This is a genomic window from Vibrio sp. MM46 (assembly GCF_027587135.1).
Lineage (GTDB): Bacteria > Pseudomonadota > Gammaproteobacteria > Enterobacterales > Vibrionaceae > Vibrio > Vibrio harveyi.
Genome location: NZ_JAPPTO010000001.1, coordinates 198,953 through 215,117, shown reverse-complemented (window position 1 = coordinate 215,117; position 16,165 = coordinate 198,953). Strand labels below are relative to the sequence as shown.

The 16,165-nt window shown below is 44.3% G+C and carries 16 protein-coding genes; 12 read left to right on the top strand and 4 right to left on the bottom strand.

What is annotated here, in order from left to right; all coding sequences use genetic code 11:
- Nucleotides 1-2: 2 nt before the first annotated feature.
- From OH459_RS00970 to OH459_RS00960, 3 genes are read right to left on the bottom strand one after another with little or no spacing between them, the layout of a single operon-like run.
- Nucleotides 3-833 (bottom strand): membrane protein, encoded by an 831-nt coding sequence (locus OH459_RS00970; RefSeq protein WP_009696549.1) that lies wholly within the window; start codon nt 831-833, stop codon nt 3-5.
- Nucleotides 833-1,690 carry an ABC transporter ATP-binding protein gene (locus OH459_RS00965; RefSeq protein ID WP_045396413.1) on the bottom strand — a complete coding sequence of 286 codons (858 nt, stop codon included), beginning with the start codon at nt 1,688-1,690 and terminating at the stop codon, nt 833-835. Before OH459_RS00965 ends, OH459_RS00970 begins: the two co-directional genes overlap by 1 nt.
- Nucleotides 1,687-2,058 (bottom strand): GntR family transcriptional regulator, encoded by a 372-nt coding sequence (locus OH459_RS00960; RefSeq protein WP_269984664.1) that lies wholly within the window; start codon nt 2,056-2,058, stop codon nt 1,687-1,689. Before OH459_RS00960 ends, OH459_RS00965 begins: the two co-directional genes overlap by 4 nt.
- Before the next feature lie 447 nt (nt 2,059-2,505).
- On the opposite strand from OH459_RS00960, the gene gltS reads away from it, so the two are divergent.
- Together gltS and OH459_RS00950 are read left to right on the top strand one after the other, a co-directional pair.
- On the top strand, nt 2,506-3,732 hold the full coding sequence (gltS, locus tag OH459_RS00955; protein ID WP_020195065.1) for a sodium/glutamate symporter: 1,227 nt from the start codon (nt 2,506-2,508) through the stop codon (nt 3,730-3,732).
- A 244-nt stretch (nt 3,733-3,976) separates the two neighbouring features.
- Complete coding sequence (locus OH459_RS00950; protein WP_269984663.1) at nt 3,977-4,732, top strand: hypothetical protein; 756 nt, start codon at nt 3,977-3,979, stop codon at nt 4,730-4,732.
- A gap of 51 nt (nt 4,733-4,783) precedes the next feature.
- Here the strand turns inward: OH459_RS00950 and OH459_RS00945 are convergent, their stop codons facing one another.
- Nucleotides 4,784-5,560, bottom strand: coding sequence for a hypothetical protein (locus OH459_RS00945; RefSeq protein ID WP_269984662.1), 777 nt, complete (start codon nt 5,558-5,560; stop codon nt 4,784-4,786).
- A gap of 659 nt (nt 5,561-6,219) precedes the next feature.
- Here OH459_RS00945 and OH459_RS00940 point away from each other — a divergent pair.
- From OH459_RS00940 to OH459_RS00895, 10 genes are all read left to right on the top strand, one after another.
- Nucleotides 6,220-6,912, top strand: a complete 693-nt coding sequence (locus OH459_RS00940; RefSeq protein WP_269984661.1) for a helix-turn-helix domain-containing protein — start codon at nt 6,220-6,222, stop codon at nt 6,910-6,912.
- A 602-nt stretch (nt 6,913-7,514) separates the two neighbouring features.
- Nucleotides 7,515-8,960, top strand: a complete 1,446-nt coding sequence (locus OH459_RS00935) for a TrkH family potassium uptake protein (protein ID WP_269984660.1) — start codon at nt 7,515-7,517, stop codon at nt 8,958-8,960.
- A 69-nt stretch (nt 8,961-9,029) separates the two neighbouring features.
- Nucleotides 9,030-10,130: a hypothetical protein gene (locus OH459_RS00930; RefSeq protein ID WP_269984659.1), complete on the top strand. Its 1,101-nt coding sequence runs from the start codon at nt 9,030-9,032 to the stop codon at nt 10,128-10,130.
- Nucleotides 10,131-10,300: 170 nt separating this feature from the next.
- Nucleotides 10,301-11,134, top strand: a complete 834-nt coding sequence (locus tag OH459_RS00925; protein ID WP_269984658.1) for a helix-turn-helix transcriptional regulator — start codon at nt 10,301-10,303, stop codon at nt 11,132-11,134.
- 460 nt (nt 11,135-11,594) lie between these two features.
- Complete coding sequence (locus OH459_RS00920) at nt 11,595-12,503, top strand: urease accessory protein UreD (protein WP_045455679.1); 909 nt, start codon at nt 11,595-11,597, stop codon at nt 12,501-12,503.
- Nucleotides 12,504-12,580: 77 nt separating this feature from the next.
- Nucleotides 12,581-12,883: an urease subunit gamma gene (ureA, locus tag OH459_RS00915; protein ID WP_269984657.1), complete on the top strand. Its 303-nt coding sequence runs from the start codon at nt 12,581-12,583 to the stop codon at nt 12,881-12,883.
- A gap of 10 nt (nt 12,884-12,893) precedes the next feature.
- Nucleotides 12,894-13,214, top strand: a complete 321-nt coding sequence (locus OH459_RS00910; RefSeq protein ID WP_017189778.1) for an urease subunit beta — start codon at nt 12,894-12,896, stop codon at nt 13,212-13,214.
- Nucleotides 13,215-13,225: 11 nt separating this feature from the next.
- Entirely contained in the window at nt 13,226-14,929 is a 1,704-nt protein-coding gene (gene ureC, locus OH459_RS00905; protein ID WP_010453624.1) for an urease subunit alpha, read from the top strand.
- A gap of 19 nt (nt 14,930-14,948) precedes the next feature.
- The gene (gene ureE, locus OH459_RS00900) at nt 14,949-15,458 is read left to right on the top strand and encodes an urease accessory protein UreE (RefSeq protein WP_009696562.1); all 510 of its coding nucleotides are present in this window, start codon (nt 14,949-14,951) and stop codon (nt 15,456-15,458) included.
- Nucleotides 15,409-16,155 carry an urease accessory protein UreF gene (locus OH459_RS00895; protein WP_226982136.1) on the top strand — a complete coding sequence of 249 codons (747 nt, stop codon included), beginning with the start codon at nt 15,409-15,411 and terminating at the stop codon, nt 16,153-16,155. The genes ureE and OH459_RS00895 overlap by 50 nt, the downstream gene beginning before the upstream one ends.
- Nucleotides 16,156-16,165 lie beyond the last annotated feature (10 nt).

Here is a 16,165-nt window from a genome sequence, read left to right as displayed (position 1 = left end):
TGTTAGTTCACAGTGCGGCTGAACTTGATGCTAGCCGTCCAAGCAAGCACACCGATGAAGGCGTAAATCCCAACGTTCATCCAACCCGCATCTGGAATCGCGCTGAACGGGTTTGGCGCAAGAATCGCGTGCAGTGGTAGATAGAAAATTGCTGAGAAGAAATCATCCAGACCATAGAAGTTGAACATTGCAATTGGCATCCAACGTAGCGCGTAAATACCAATCAAGATCACCAACAGTGGTGAGTTCACTTTCTGTGAGATTGCCATTGCGGTTAGTGCGAGCGGCAATAACAACACCCCAGCCACCACCATTCGAAGCAAGAATTCAACCCAGTTCAGCAGTACGAAGCCCAGTGATGCTTGTCGATACAATAACGCCAACTGGTGGTCCGTTGAGACATTCAACATCCACAGCATAAAGTCCGCAGCGAAAACCAATACCGAACACACTAACGGAATCACCAATAAACCAAACGTCAGCTTCACCAGATGGGTTTTCACGTCACTGACAGGCATACTGCGCCAAAACATGATACTGCCCTCTGAGCGCTCTTTACGCAGCGTTCTCGGGAAGTATTGAGTGCCAAGCAGGATCGACAACAAACCAATGCCGCCGGTGATCAGCATGTTGACGTCATCGCCTAGCTCTTTGTGGATGTCACTGACATCACCACCAAAGCTCATTTGGAAGAACATATTGTGTTGCAGTGTCGAGCTGCTCATTAAGCTGACGAACAGCAGCACGCCACAGGCAAACATAAACAACGGTACGCGTGTAACCAATGGGTTCTCTAGCCATTCTTTACGCAACATCGCGACAATCGATTTCATTATGCTGCCTCCTTCTGCAATGCCAAGAACAGATCCGCAAGCTTGACGCCATACACATTACCCAGCCCAGCGACTTGCTCTGCGTATTGAGACGACAGCAACCATTTAGTTGTGCCCAAGCCTTTTTGTGATGACAGTGGCTTCAGCGCTTCGATTTGTGCGCGATGCTCATCACTGGCATCGAGAATGAAGTAATCTTCGCTGATGCTGTCCATTGAGGTTTGCAGAACAGGTCGACCGTGTTTAAGGATCAGCACGTCCGTCAGTAGATGTTCGATTTCCGATACTTCATGGCTCGCTATGATCAACACACGCTCGCCATCGTGGAACCATTCCAGCAAATGACGGTAGAAGGTATCGCGATAAACCAAATCCAAACCAAGCGTTGGCTCGTCCAGAATCAGAATTTGTGTATTGGTCGCGATGACGACAGCCAAGTGCAATTGCACCTTCATGCCTTTCGATAGGGATTTGATACGTGCACGCGGCTTGATGTCGGTTTGACGAAGCATGGCATCGGCTTTGCTGCGATTAAAACCTGGGTGTACGCCCTCGGTGTAATCGAGCAGCTGAGCAACCGTCATCCAGTTTGGCAGAACGTTCACATCCGAGATGTAAGACAAGCTCTGCATGATTTTGTCGCGTTGCATGATTGGCTCAAAGCCGTTGATGCGAATGGTGCCCTGATATTCGTGTGCACCGAGTAGGGCGTTAATGAGAGTCGATTTACCCGCACCGTTATGACCTAGCAAGCCAAGCACTTGACCCGCTTGTAGATCAAAGCTCACGTCATGAAGCGCTTCACCCTGCTGACGATATTGCTTGGAGACGTGTTTTACACTGACTAATGCGCTCATTGGTCACCTTCAATATGTGTTTGGATTTGTTGGATAAATTCATCAAGTGACATATCCAGACGTTGTAGTGTGTCGGCGATCTGCGGAATTTGTTGTTCAAGGAAACGGGCTTTTTCATCAGCAAGCAGCTGTTTTTTTGCACCTTGGGTGACAAACATGCCTTGCCCACGTTTCTTCTCAATCAATCCTTCATCAACTAATAACTGATAGCCCTTCATGACCGTCAGGTGGTTGATCTTCATATCCGCAGAGACACTGCGTACCGAAGGCAAAGCTTCGCCCTCTTGCCAGATGCCTTGCAATATTTGCTGGGTGATCTGGTCAGCCAACTGACGGAAAATCGGTTGGCGATCATGCCAATGCGTCATGATTGGTTTCCTTGGCTGAGTTGGTGTTATATATATGTATAACACCTTGGCGATGGGATAGAAAGCGCCAATCTTCTAGCGCTGTTTTCTCAATCACTTTTGTCGATGAAAACTCGACAAAGTTTGCACCAGAGTTTCACGCAAAATTTGCACGCAATCGCATACGCTTTTGCCCTCAAAAACTGGCAAAAAATTGTTCACTTCTCATGAGTTGAGAAGAGCGAAAAAAAACAGAAAATTGCGCCACAAAACTTGGTGAAAAAGTGTGTTTTTTCATTGAATGAGAATTGGGTGAATATCCGAGTTATTACTTTCTTATTTAATGAGAATTTAGTGGGTTTGGACCCTAGAAAACCACACGTTCAGTAGGCACTCTGACCTGCCTAAATACCGCTCAGCCGGCGAGTTGTTACTCAACGGATGAGAAAAAGGAGGCAAAGAGGTTTTATGAATCAGGTCATTTCTGTCGGTCCACAAGAGTCGTTTCTCGTCGCTATTTGTGTGTTGTTCTTGGGACAATTCGTTAACGCTAAATTACCGATCTTAAAGAAATTCAATATTCCCGAGCCAATCGTGGGTGGTTTGATTGTCGCTTGTGCGATCACCGCGATGCATTTCAATGGCGTGGATTTAGTTTTCGATTTACCGCTGCAAAACACTTTCATGTTGATGTTCTTCGCTACCGTTGGCTTAGCAGCGAACTACACCCAGTTGATTAAAGGCGGCGCTAAGGTATTTATCTTCTTAGCTGTAGCATCGGTGTACATCCTTATCCAAAATGCGGTCGGTGTCTCCTTGGCAACGGCGCTCGGCTTAGACCCGCTAATGGGCTTGATTGCAGGTTCGATTACGCTGTCTGGTGGTCACGGTACGGGCGCAGCATGGTCACAAACCTTCCAAGATATGTACGGCTTGCACAACGTTTTAGAAGTGGCAATGGCATCCGCTACCTTTGGTTTGGTGATTGGTGGCATCATTGGCAGCCCAGTAGCGCAGCGCTTGATCGATAAACGTAACCTTGAATCTGAATACGGGCGTACTAACCAAACTCACGAACGTTTCCCTGAATTGGTGACCTACAACGAGCACGAAGAAGACCGCGTAACCGCGAAAAAAGTGGTCGAGAGCTTGTCGATCATCCTGCTGTGTGTCACTGGTGCTGGCTACTTAGAAGGTTGGGTGAGCAGCTTTGGCATCAAATGGTTGATGATTCCAGATTTCGTTTACGCACTGTTTATCGGTGTGGTGATCACCAACATCATGGAAGTGACCAAAGTTCGCAAAGTGGATGTTGAGACGGTCGATATTCTTGGTACGGTTTCGCTGTCTCTGTTCCTAGCGATGGCGCTAATGAGTCTAAAACTATGGAACATCTTCGACTTAGCAATCCCGTTCCTCATCATTTTGGCGGTGCAATCGGTGATTCTGGCGGTTTTTGCTTACTACGTGACGTTCCGCGTGATGGGCAGCAACTACGATGCAGCGGTTATCGCAAGTGGTCACTGTGGCTTTGGTCTGGGCGCAACCCCAACGGCAGTCATGAACATGGGCTCTATCGTTAACCGCTTTGGTCCATCACCACAAGCCTTCATGGTGGTGCCTATTGTTGGCGCGTTCTTTATCGACATCGTCAACCTAGTGATTCTGCAAGGCTGTATTTCTTTTATTAAGTAACCAGCCTTGCTCCACAAAACAAAAGCCAGTCCCGAGAGACTGGCTTTTTTGATCTGACGTATGTCTCGTCCTGAATGAGTTGCGGCGCAGGACTGCTCTCCTTTAGATTCTCAAGCAAGTTACAGTGAAAAACTGTCAACTTCCGGTATGAGACCCAAATAAAAAATGAGCGTGCTAGGGTGCAGAGTCACCATTAAGTTTGTTTGTTAAGGATATCAACCTCTTGTAGGTCTTTAGGAGATTTATGGGCCTCTTAAAACGCATTTTGGGACACTCGTGCGAGAACACGCATTACCAGATCAACCGTGTCCAATCACACTATGTTTCTATACCTTGTGAAGCTTATTGTAAAACGACGGATGCCTGTCTGATTCATCTCTACAGGGATAAACATCAACGTTTGGCAGATCGCTTCATCAACCGCTCTACCTTTTATTACTCGGATAACGAAGATCCCAATGAACTTGTGACTTTATTGGACCTTGCTTGGCGTGGTTTATGCCCGAAGGCTAAAGTGCCAGCGGTGAGAAAGGCCATCTATGAAAAGCAGCAGGAAGTATTTGAGAGCCTTCAAGGTATGGACAGTTACATCTTGCTGGTCGGTTCATGGTTGGGTGTGGAAGTCAGTAATTTCAGACGCAATGTGCAAACCAAGCATCAAGAAATGATAGAAGATCGCTTGTTGATATTTGGCGAGGAAGCGGAGGCGTTCCCTATTACGGAGGAATATGGTAGTGAGCTGTATTTTTATAAGTACCAACTGCTGCTGGATATCACGATTAGGGCAAATGAACTTAACGTAAAAAACGTCGTCGCTCGGTGTACTTTCCGCTGGTTTGACGCGATATTAGCGGGCATTTTTCTGGGTAGCATGGAGCGAGAGGTGATTGAGGAAATCCTTGATATGCACAATTACCATCAGAACGTGCTTAATCAGATTTTTGAACTGGCGGGAATCGGTTCTCTAGAGCAGTTTCTTTTAAACGTTAAGCCAGCGTAGAAGTATGATAAGCGTATCAACCGTGGGTAGGATGATACGCTTTCACAAGTTCTAGCCTTTTCGATGCAATTTCTCATAGGTTGCAAAGCTAAAAGCGCAAGCTGAGGAGATCAGATCTTGCTTGATGATGGTGACGGCATTGGCATCACTATTGGCGTAGTGTTTAGTAAAGTGAACTTCTAGCGTCCCCTTGTCTCGATACCCACTCATTACTGGTTTTATCGATATCTCTTGGTTGAGTCCTTCTGCTTCGTTGGGCTCGCCTAAGCTGAGCACTTTCCCCACATATAACCTTCTATCTGATAGCGTCAGCATGACCATTTTGTCCCCTTTTTCTAAGGCTGATTTAAAGAGAAAGTCATCCAGTGAGCTGTCGGAAAAGACTCTCGCATTCAGTCGCTCTTTTGGGCTAAACGTCATGTAGCGAATGCAATATTTGATGTAAGCGAGCAGAGACCAAAATACAGGCACGAGCAACATCGAAAACGTAATCAGGGTCACCCAGGTGAGATTAATTACCTCTTGATTGGTAAAGGCATCAAGTTCATAGAGTAGGTTCGATGTAAACTCATAAGGCGTTTGTGCCAACAATGCGTCAGGCAACCATTTTATCGGAGCGACATGTACGATGGCTGCGAAAAAATACGCGTAGCGATTAATGATCAAGACTAAGCCTAAGGCGATAAACAAACATATCATGCCTAAGTTTGCGCTTTTTAAGTACAGGTACTGTCCTTCATAACGGTGCACCTTGTATCGATAGAACGGATGGATATGACAAACCAAAAAACCACTTACCAAGATTGGTAAGATTAGCAACAAAAACAACTATTTCTCCTCAACGAGTAACCGAGCTCTTTCATAAATATTGTTCATCATCAGGTCTTGATGAACCTCTTTGGCAGATATAAACACCGTCCCCCTGCCAACGACTTTTAATGATGTGTAAGAATGATTGATCTTTCTTGAAAGGTGTCGTTCTTCTTTCGTTCCCCAAAGACCGAAAGTAAAAAATCGAATAATTCGCTCCATAATTCCTTCGAAAATAGTGGTATATCTCAGGTGATTTAAAAAATACAAACAGAAACCCGGATAGTGTACCAACCTAGCTGTGTTATATCGAATGAGCGAATAATTAAATGGTTGTTATTATTAGGTGTTAAATAACAAGGGTAGGATTTTCTGTCTGTTTTCTATAATAAACAGACGCTTATCATGTTAACTGCGTTTTTTTACCAGAAAATACACCAATAAATACGAAATGTAGAAATACCATCATATTATTTTGAAAATATCTCATTGATTATGGCTCATGATGTTTTCAGTGGGAGGAGTGATACTCTCAGAAAAAAGCATCAGGTTATTCGTATATGTTTTTCCATCAAGTTCAATCAAAGAAAGTCACATTGAAGCCCTACCGTTCGAAAAGGAGCTTACTCGTTCGGATCTCCAATTACCAAGGGTTCATCGCCATCAACGGAAACGAAGTGCCATTGTTTAACAATAGCTTACTGGTTATCCCAGAAGGGGCTATGGTGGAGTGCGATCTGCTTAGGCAGGGGGATGAAAGCTCATTTGAGGTCGTGACTCTCAACAAGACTGACATCAAAAAGATGAAGGTGAAGCTCGAAAAGCTTAATGACCTCATCTTAAACAAAAACAAGAATGAGTCATTTATTCTGTATAAGAGTAAAGAGCTGTGCGAAATTTTTTACTCAAATAGACAACTTAATAATTGCCAAAAGCTGAAAAGCATTAAAAATATCGCACTGAAGCAGAGTATCTTTCACTTGGTATTACTGCTGTATAAAAAAGGTGTGGATGTCAGCATATTGTTTAACAGTGATTATCACATATCGCTGTCTTCTCGTTTAGCTAAGCTGTTTATGTCTGAACCAACGAAGAAATGGACGTTAGACTTGGCGGCGAGTTGTATGTTTACCAGCCCTTCTACGTTACGGAGAAACCTCTCGAAGGAAGGGGGAGCCTTCTCGCATATTCTCAATGATGTAAGGTTAGGTATCTCCATCAACTACTTAACGTTCACGTCATACAATGTTTTAAAAATCAGTGAACTCAGTGGTTTCAATAGCTCGGCGTACTTTTGTACGATCTTTAAGAAGAAGTATGGTGTAACGCCTCAGGAATTCAGAAAAAACTCCAAAGAAAACAATATCTAAAGATGATGGCTATATGTTGGATCAGCGTTAGTTTGAGAACTGAGACCTAAAAAAGTAGATGGCATGGGTAAGTAAATCTTTATCCATGGAAGATAGAGTATCGTCATTTTTCTTGAGCAGAATATCGAGTGAATTGATGAGTCCATTGCTCATGATGGAGCTTATTGGCAAACAAAACTTCGAGAGGTATAAATCAGTGGTGGTTTTGGATAACTTGATATAAACCGTTGTTAAGCATGATGTAATTTGAATCTTTTCACTGCAATTGCTCAAAGGGGATGAAAAGTCTGTGTTTATATAGCAGTTACTCGACATCGAATAACTCGGTAATAGAGGGATCTTTTTAGGCAGAAACATAAAGTTATAAGTATTAAGTCAGATTTTTTAATCAGTTGTTTATCTCAATGTAACGAAAGTATAAGAATAAGTCATTGCGCGATCTGCCTATTGTGTTTTGATGTTTCTTCCTAATAAATAGCATGATTTATATTTTTGCTCATATTATATCGGTCATTGATTTAACCTTATATATCAATTGAATTTAATTGGGAAAATTGAATAAATAATAAAGTTGTTGGTAAGAATAAATGAACTGATTTTTAATGATTAGCTATAAACCAGTGTTTCTCGTTTTGGGATTCCTGTTATCTAAACTCGCATTGTTTATGTATATCCCATTTTTGATGGCTGTAGTGACAGGGACTCAAGGGGCGTTAGATTTTGGTTTATCAGCAATCATTACCCATATCGGGGGATTAGTGTGCGTGGCGATTGGCGGAAAAACATCAATCGCTCTCAAAGTAAAAGATGCGTTTTTGATCACCACGCTAGTCTGGGTTCTAGGCAGCGCGTTTGCGTCACTTCCTTTTGTATTCATCAATGAAATTAGCTTCACCAACGCTTATTTTGAAACCATGTCTGGTATCACCACGACTGGGTCTACGGTTCTTGCTGGTCTTGATAACATGGCACCCAGCATATTGCTTTGGCGTTCGCTTCTCCAGTGGTTTGGTGGCGTAGGGTTTATCGTGATGGCTATCGCTATTCTACCCATGATCAATGTTGGTGGGATGCGACTCTTCCAAACCGAATCCTCTGATTGGTCAACAAAAAGTGCACCTCGAATGAAGAGTGTTGCCAAGAGTATTCTATCTGTTTATCTGCTGCTGACTTTTCTTTGTGTGATGAGCTACTTGCTATCTGGCATGACTGTATTTGATGCAATCAACCACGCACTGACCACTGTATCTACCGGAGGATATTCAACGACCGATGCCTCCATGAACGGCTTCTCGCCAATGGCTCATTGGGTGGCGATCATCTTTATGTTTGCGGGTGGTATGCCATTCATTCAGTTTGTGGCAGCAATCAACCAAAAGAGTCTGTCGTGTTTAGTGAAAGACGCTCAAATCAGAGCCTATTTTAAGTTGGTGGTAGTGTTAAGTTTGGTTGTTGCTTGCTGGTTGGCATTGAAGCTCGATTATCCGTTTATCGACGCGATTCGTATTGCGACCTTTAATATCGTTACGGTGATGACCACCACTGGCTTTGCATTGGACGATTTCTCCAGTTGGGGAAGTTTGCCAACCATTTTGTTTTGCTTCGTTCTGTTGATGGGAGCTTGCTCTGGTTCAACGTCAGGCGGCTTCAAAATCTTCCGAATCCAGATAGCGACCTCACTCCTTAAAAAGCAGGTTTTTCAGTTGGTACACCCTTCTGGCGTCTTTACCTTGCGTTACAACAAAGCGCGTTTGTCAGACAGTATTGTGCAAGGTGTAACGGCATTCGCTTTTGTTTATGCATTAACCATTATTTTTATCGCAATGTTATTGGCAATCATAGGCTTAGACCCTGTCACTAGCTTGTCTGGTGCCATTACTTCGGTGGCGAATGTCGGTCCTGGTCTCGGTTCTATTATTGGTCCTACTGGCAACTTCTCGACACTGCCGGATGCAGCAAAGTGGATTTTGAGCCTCGGAATGCTAATGGGACGCCTGGAAATCCTCACCATTGTGGTCGTTTTGTCTCCTTGTTTTTGGCGTATTTAACCTCGCCGATTTTTCTAACGCTCACTTGAAATGGTGAGCTCCTCAGGTTTTTATTTTTAAATGACGATTATGAAATTGGTATTTTTTGCGAAAGAGATTCATCACTTTATCTTGCGTGTTCATGCTGTGGATGGGAGAAAAAAGAAAGAAATTAGAACGTTAAGGCAAGGCTTATGTCGCACCCTACAGTTTGAAGGCGCGGGGTTTGAGCTCTATTCCTTGTTAGAACCAACGCATGATATCTCTAAGGCTCAAGTGATACGTCTGGCTAAAGATAAACTGAAAATCTTAGTCCGAAAATTCAAAAAGGAATTTGAGGAAAAAGAAAACGACACCCTTGATGCTTTAGAGAACCAAATCATTGATTATTTGTTTAACTCTGAGCAAAAGGTGAACCTAAAAGAGCTCTCTCAAAACCTCTATATCAAAGGTGCTTACGACCAAGAGACACTCGTTACCACCATGAGTCGGTTGGTAAAACGTAACAAAGTGAATGTGACCCACACGGCTCTGGGCAGTATGTATTACATCAATTATCGCAATAACTGGGTCTACGATGGTGACAACCAATCCTACGTCCAATGTAAATGTCATTATCACTGTGCAACCTGCGAGCTGAACTTAGACTGTGCCTATCAGCCAAAATACAAAATCGTGCGCGAGTTCTATAAGTTGATTGATGTTGGTTTGGCTGTCGCCACGGGCAAGTTGGAGAAAGAGAGCGATAGCTTGCTTGGTGACACCATTCGCTTCTACTCGAGTATAAAAACACCGAGCGAGACAAGAATATCGGAGGGCGTGGATTACACCGTGATCAACTCAACGGATGATCAGTTAGTGGTCATTGATAACTTGGGTGAGCCATATAGCGTGTTATTGGAAGACTTAAATTGGTTTCGTATGGATTTGGGTAGTCAATGTAAGAGTAAGAAAGAGAAGATCGCCGTCAAGAGGCGGTTTATCAGCAATTACGAGTCAAAGCGTAAGACCAGAAATTGCATTGTTCAGTGCTTGTCATCCATCGGCGACACTTCAGTATCGGTCGATACGTTAATGATAAAGCTAGGGTTGTTAAGACTGCCTATTGAAAAAGCGCTCACTCTGCTTGAAGAAGAAGGGGTAGTCAAAAGCCACACTGAGGCTAACACCAAGAAGTACTTGTTATGCTAGTTGAGTTTCTTGCTTTTACTGCGACCAGTTTTCTATAAGGGTAGGTGAGCGATTTAGATTTGAAGTCATATAACTTCATTTATGGATTGATTATCTATACACGTCGCACAAAGAATCGACTATCTTGCTAGTATGCTTGACAGTATATAGATGTTAATTATTTGATAGCAATGTTTTTTCATAATATTAATGCCAGCAATGTTAGGCTACACAATTACAGAACTAAAAAGACGATATTTGCCAGAGTCTCAGGTTATCAAGGAGACATTAGTATTAATGGCTCTCCAGTTCAAGAGTTTAACAATAGCTTAATTATCATTCCAAAAAACTCGTTTGTTCACGTTAATATATCAAAGTTAACTGAGCAGTCTGAATTAGATTTCATTAGCTTAAATGATTTTGATATTGGCTTTATTAAGCAAGACCTTTATGAGTTAAACAAGTTTATCTTTGATAAGAGAAATCGAAAGTTGTGTCGTTCGAGTGATGGCGGAAATTTCTTAAAAGCTCATAACAAAGATTTTTGTGATGTCTTTTTAATGAATCGGGTCGTTGATGGGCATCGTTGTATGGGGCGGTTGAATAAAGCGCTGCTTAGACAGAGTGTGGTTGAACTTCTGATTCACCTACACCTGGAAAACAAAGACATCAATATCGTCTTAAACATGAAAAGTGACCTGTCGGTTTCTGAGAGATTGTCCAATCTGCTTATGCGTGAACCGAGGAAGCATTGGACGCTTGAGGCGGCGGCTTTGTCTATGGCGACCAGTATCTCTACCTTGAGGAGAGGATTATCAGCAGAGCAGAAGTCTTTCTCTTGCATCCTCAACGAGGTGAGGCTCAATGTCGCGATTCGGTATCTGAAGTTTAGTAACTTCAGCATATTGAAGATAAGCAACCTGAGTGGATTTAAGAGCTCCGCCTATTTCTGCACTGTGTTTAAAAAAAATAAACTTACCACACCTCAGCAGTTCAGAAGCCGCTTCAGAAAATCCATTGTTTAAGTTTGGCGGTTTCCGGTAATTCACTCTTATCTCATCGTTTAGCAATGATAGAAATTGTGAGCAAATTCACTGTTTACATTTTTTATTTAGTAATGCAGAAATAGTTTTAAACATTCCATTAATAATGAAGTGATGCTGACATTTATATTGTAATCTTTTGGGCAAAATGTCTAATTTAGACTTCGCTTGATTCCTGTATATTGTGTCCATTCGTTACAGCATCGATATAGAAATCCATGTAATTGTGTAAGTTTATTAATAGTGACGCTATGGGTGAAATTAAAGAAGAGAATTATTAAGCCTCTCTTTTTTCACTAGGTGTTATTTATTACTCGTGATTTCTATTCCTATTCAGCGTTATTCGTTGAAGTTTGACCTATTTCACTCGTTACCAGTGAAACAGTAATAAGCATTTTAATCCTAATTTTTTATTTAAAGGTAGGTAGAAAGGTATGTTCATATGACAGATTTCCAAACGACAACGACTGACAAAACCAATACACCTCGTGTTGAACAAGGTTTTGGTCTCAATCGTCAGTGGTTAGCGTCTTTGACATTAAAATTTGGTGCTCATGCTGAAGGCAATTCTAGTGTCACACGATTAAATACCCTACGACACTTTGGACCCCTGATTGTCCAAAGACCTTTCTATCCTGAGGGCAAAGATGGCTGTTGCCATGTCTACATTCTGCACCCGCCTGGTGGCTTGGTGAGTGGTGACGAGCTGAACTTCAACATTGGTGTTCAAAGTGACGCTCACGCTCTAGTGACAACCCCCGCCGCAAACAAGCTGTACAAAGCCGACCGCAACTTGGTGCCGTGGAAACAACACACCAACTTGGATGTTGAGGATAACGCCATTTTAGAGTGGCTTCCTCAAGAGTCGATTGCTTTTGATGGTTCTATTGGTGACCAAACTTGCACGATCAACCTGGGTACAAATGCCAAGTGTCTTGGCTGGGAAATTACCGTTCTAGGGCGACCTGCCAGTGAGTTGCCATTCGAAAGTGGGTGCATCACTCAACAATTTAACCTCTACCAAAATGGCAAACCGCTGTGGCTTGAAAGACAAACGGTCGACCCGACTCATCCGCGTTTTACCGGTAAGTGGGGACAAGGTGGTTCAACGGTTCACGCCAATATGTGGGCGGTGGGTCTAGACGACCCAAAACAAGCCATCTTAGCACTTCGAGAGCACATGCCAGCATCCGATCGCTGGGCGGTGAGTGAGCGACGCGGCGTGTTAGTCATCCGCTATCTCGGTACCGAAAGAAACGAAGTTTGGGACTTATTCCAACAAGCGAGAGAAGTATTGCGTCCACTGCTCATTGGCATGGAACCGGTGATACCAAGAATCTGGCTGACTTAATCAAATTCGAATTATAACGCCTTATTAAACACCTAATAACGCGATTTTATATTGAAAATCATGAAACGGAGTAAACGATGGAATTAACACCTAGAGATAAAGACAAATTACTTTTGTTCACTGCAGGTCTGCTTGCTGAAAGACGCAAAGAAAAAGGCATCAAACTGAATTACCCAGAATCTGTTGCGCTGATCAGCTGCGCAATCATGGAAGGTGCACGTGAAGGGCGCACCGTTTCAGAAATGATGAGTGCAGGTCGTGAAATCTTAACTCGTGCTGATGTTCAGCCTGGCATTGCTGAAATGATTGAAACAGTACAAGTAGAAGCAACTTTCCCTGACGGCACAAAGCTAGTGACTGTGCATAACCCGATTATTTAAGGAGACCGTCATGTTTGCAGGTGAATACCAACTAAAAGCAGAAGACATTGAGCTGTGTACTGACCGCACAACCATCCCAGTGAAAGTTTCTAATACGGGTGACCGCCCTGTTCAGGTTGGCTCGCACTACCACTTTGCTGAAGCGAACCGCGCTTTATCTTTTGACCGAGAGCTTGCTTACGGTCACCGCCTAGCGATTGCCGCTGGCATGTCAATCCGATTCGAACCAGGTCAAACCCGCGAAGTGGAGCTGATTCCGTTCGCTGGCTTACGTCAAGTCTACGGTTTCCGTGGCGACGTGATGGGCTCACTAGATAACAATTCTAAGTAAAGGTAACAGTAATGAAGATTTCTAGACAAGCGTATGTAGACATGTACGGTCCTACAACGGGCGACAAAGTCCGTCTGGGTGATACAGAGCTATGGATTGAGATTGAAAAAGACCACACGCACTACGGTGAAGAAGTCGTATTTGGTGGCGGTAAAGTAATCCGTGACGGTATGGGTCAGAGCCAGCGTTGTGATGACGCAGTGATGGATACGGTTATTACTAACGTTATCATCATGGATTACTGGGGTATCGTTAAAGCTGACGTTGGTCTTAAGCAAGGTCGTATCGCAGCCATTGGTAAAGCAGGCAACCCAGACGTACAGCCTAACGTTGATATCATCATTGGTCCGGGTACTGAAATCATCGCAGGTGAGAACCAAATCCTAACTGCAGGTGGTATCGATACACACATCCACTTTATCTGTCCGCAACAGATTGATGAAGCGCTGATGAGCGGTGTAACGACCATGATTGGTGGCGGTACGGGTCCTGCAACGGGCAGTCTAGCGACAACCAGCACATCGGGTCCTTGGCACATCGGTAAGATGATGCAAGCGGTCGATGATCTACCAATGAACATCGGTCTACTGGGTAAAGGCAGTGCAAGTACGCCTGAAGCACTTGAGCTACAAGTAAAAGCAGGCGCGATGAGCCTGAAGATTCACGAAGACTTTGGTGCGACTGCTGCATGTATTCACAACGCCTTGAATGTTGCAGATCGCTACGATGTTCAGGTTGCGCTTCACTCAGATAGCTTGAACGAATCTGGCTTCCTGCAAGATACGCTGGCTGCATTTAAAGATCGTTGTATCCATACCTACCATACGGAAGGTGCGGGCGGTGGTCACGCTCCAGACATCATTGCAGCGTGTGCACTGCCAAATGTACTGCCGTCTTCAACAAACCCAACGCGTCCGTACACCATCAATACCGTTGATGAGCACTTGGATATGTTGATGGAGTGCCACCACCTAGATCCAAACATCCCTGAAGACGTTGCGTTTGCAGACTCTCGTATTCGTCGCGAAAGTATTGCCGCAGAAGACATTCTTCACGATATGGGCGTGATCTCGATGATGTCATCAGATTCACAAGCAATGGGACGTGTGGGTGAAGTGGTATGTCGTACTTGGCAGACAGCAAACAAGATGCGAGTCCAGCGCGGTCTACTTCCTGAAGACCAAGATCTTGGCGCAGATAACTTCCGTGCGAAGCGCTACATCGCGAAATACACCATTAACCCAGCCATCACTCACGGTATCGCACACGAAGTGGGCTCGATTGAAGTAGGTAAATTCGCTGACTTGGTGCTTTGGAAACCAGCATTCTTCGGCGTTAAGCCATCCATCATCTTGAAAGGTGGCATGATCGCAGGCGCTGCGATGGGCGATCCAAACGCGGCGATCTCAACGCCTCAGCCAGTTCACTACCGCAACATGTTCGGCTCATTAGGTCGTGCAGTATCAGCGACGCGCATGACGTTTGTTAGCCAAGCTGCGATGAACACAGGTCTAGAAGAAAAACTGGGTCTGAACAGCCCGCTTGTTGCGTGTAAAGACGTTCGTAACAAGACCAAACAAGATATGAAGCACAACGACGTGTGTCCTGAACTGACCGTTGATCCACAAACTTATGAAGTAAGTGCAGACGGCGTTCTATTGACGTGTGAACCAGCAACAGAAGTTCCGTTGGCTCAACGCTACCATTTGTTCTAATTAACAGTAAGGGCTTGCAATGCTTGAACTAACAAAACGATTAGATGCCAATACGGAATGTGAGGTATTCGATAGTCTTATTCTTCCTTATGAGCTGCGTATCCGAGGACGCCTGAAAGGAGTGACGGAAAAGGGACATGATGTCGGTTTGTTTCTCGATCGTGGACCAGTATTACGTGATGGCGACCTGCTAGAAGCGAAAACGGGTGAAGTGATTCGTGTCCATGCAGCGAACGAACCCGTCACGACGGCTTACATCAACGGCACGCTTCCTCTCGCTCGCCTTTGTTATCACCTAGGCAACCGCCACACATTGCTCGCGGTTGGTCAGGATGAAGACGGACGTTGTTGGGTACGAATGACACCGGACCATGTGCTTGAAGAATTGGCACTGCTGCTTGGTGCAACATTGACGCATCATCAAGCGCCTTTTGACCCAGAATCCGGTGCGTACGCGCATGTTGGTCGTGAGCAATCTCATGATCACTCTCATGGTCACCATCACCACGGGCATCAGCATGAACACTAATACTTCTGATCGTGAAGTCGGTGATCTAGCACTACTTGGTTTGATGCAATTTATTAGCCCAGCACTTCCTATTGGTGCGTTTGCTTGGTCGCAAGGGCTAGAAAGCGCTTTTGAGCTTGGTTGGGTGAAAAACGAAGAAGAGCTTGGTGCGTGGCTAGAAGGCGTGCTTGATGACGGTTTATCGCGTTGCGAATTACCTGTGCTAGCGCGCTTGTATCACTCGTGGGCGAATCGTGATTGCCAAGAAGTGACGTTTTGGAACGATTGGCTGTTAGCGAATCGCGAAACCTCTGAGTTATGTGAAGAAGACATTCGTCTTGGTCAAGCATTAATAGACTTACTGACCAATCTTGAAATGCACCCTCAGCTGCATGTTGAAGGGGCAAAACAGCTTCAAGAGCCTGGATACGTGACCATGTTTGCTTGGGTTACACAGCTTAACCATATTCCTGTTCGACAAAGCCTGCTTGGCTTTGCATGGGGATGGTTAGAAAACCAATTGGCGGTGGCATGTAAAGCACTACCGCTGGGGCATACCGCAGCACAGCGTCTGTGTATTCGACTGCAACCTAAGCTTGTTGAAGCGGTCGAATCAGCGCTCAGTTTAGAGGATTGGGAGCTAGGTCCAACGCTTCCTGGCTTAGCGCTAGGAAGTGCAAAACATGAAACGCAATATTCAAGACTATTTCGAAGCTAATTTGCTTTAA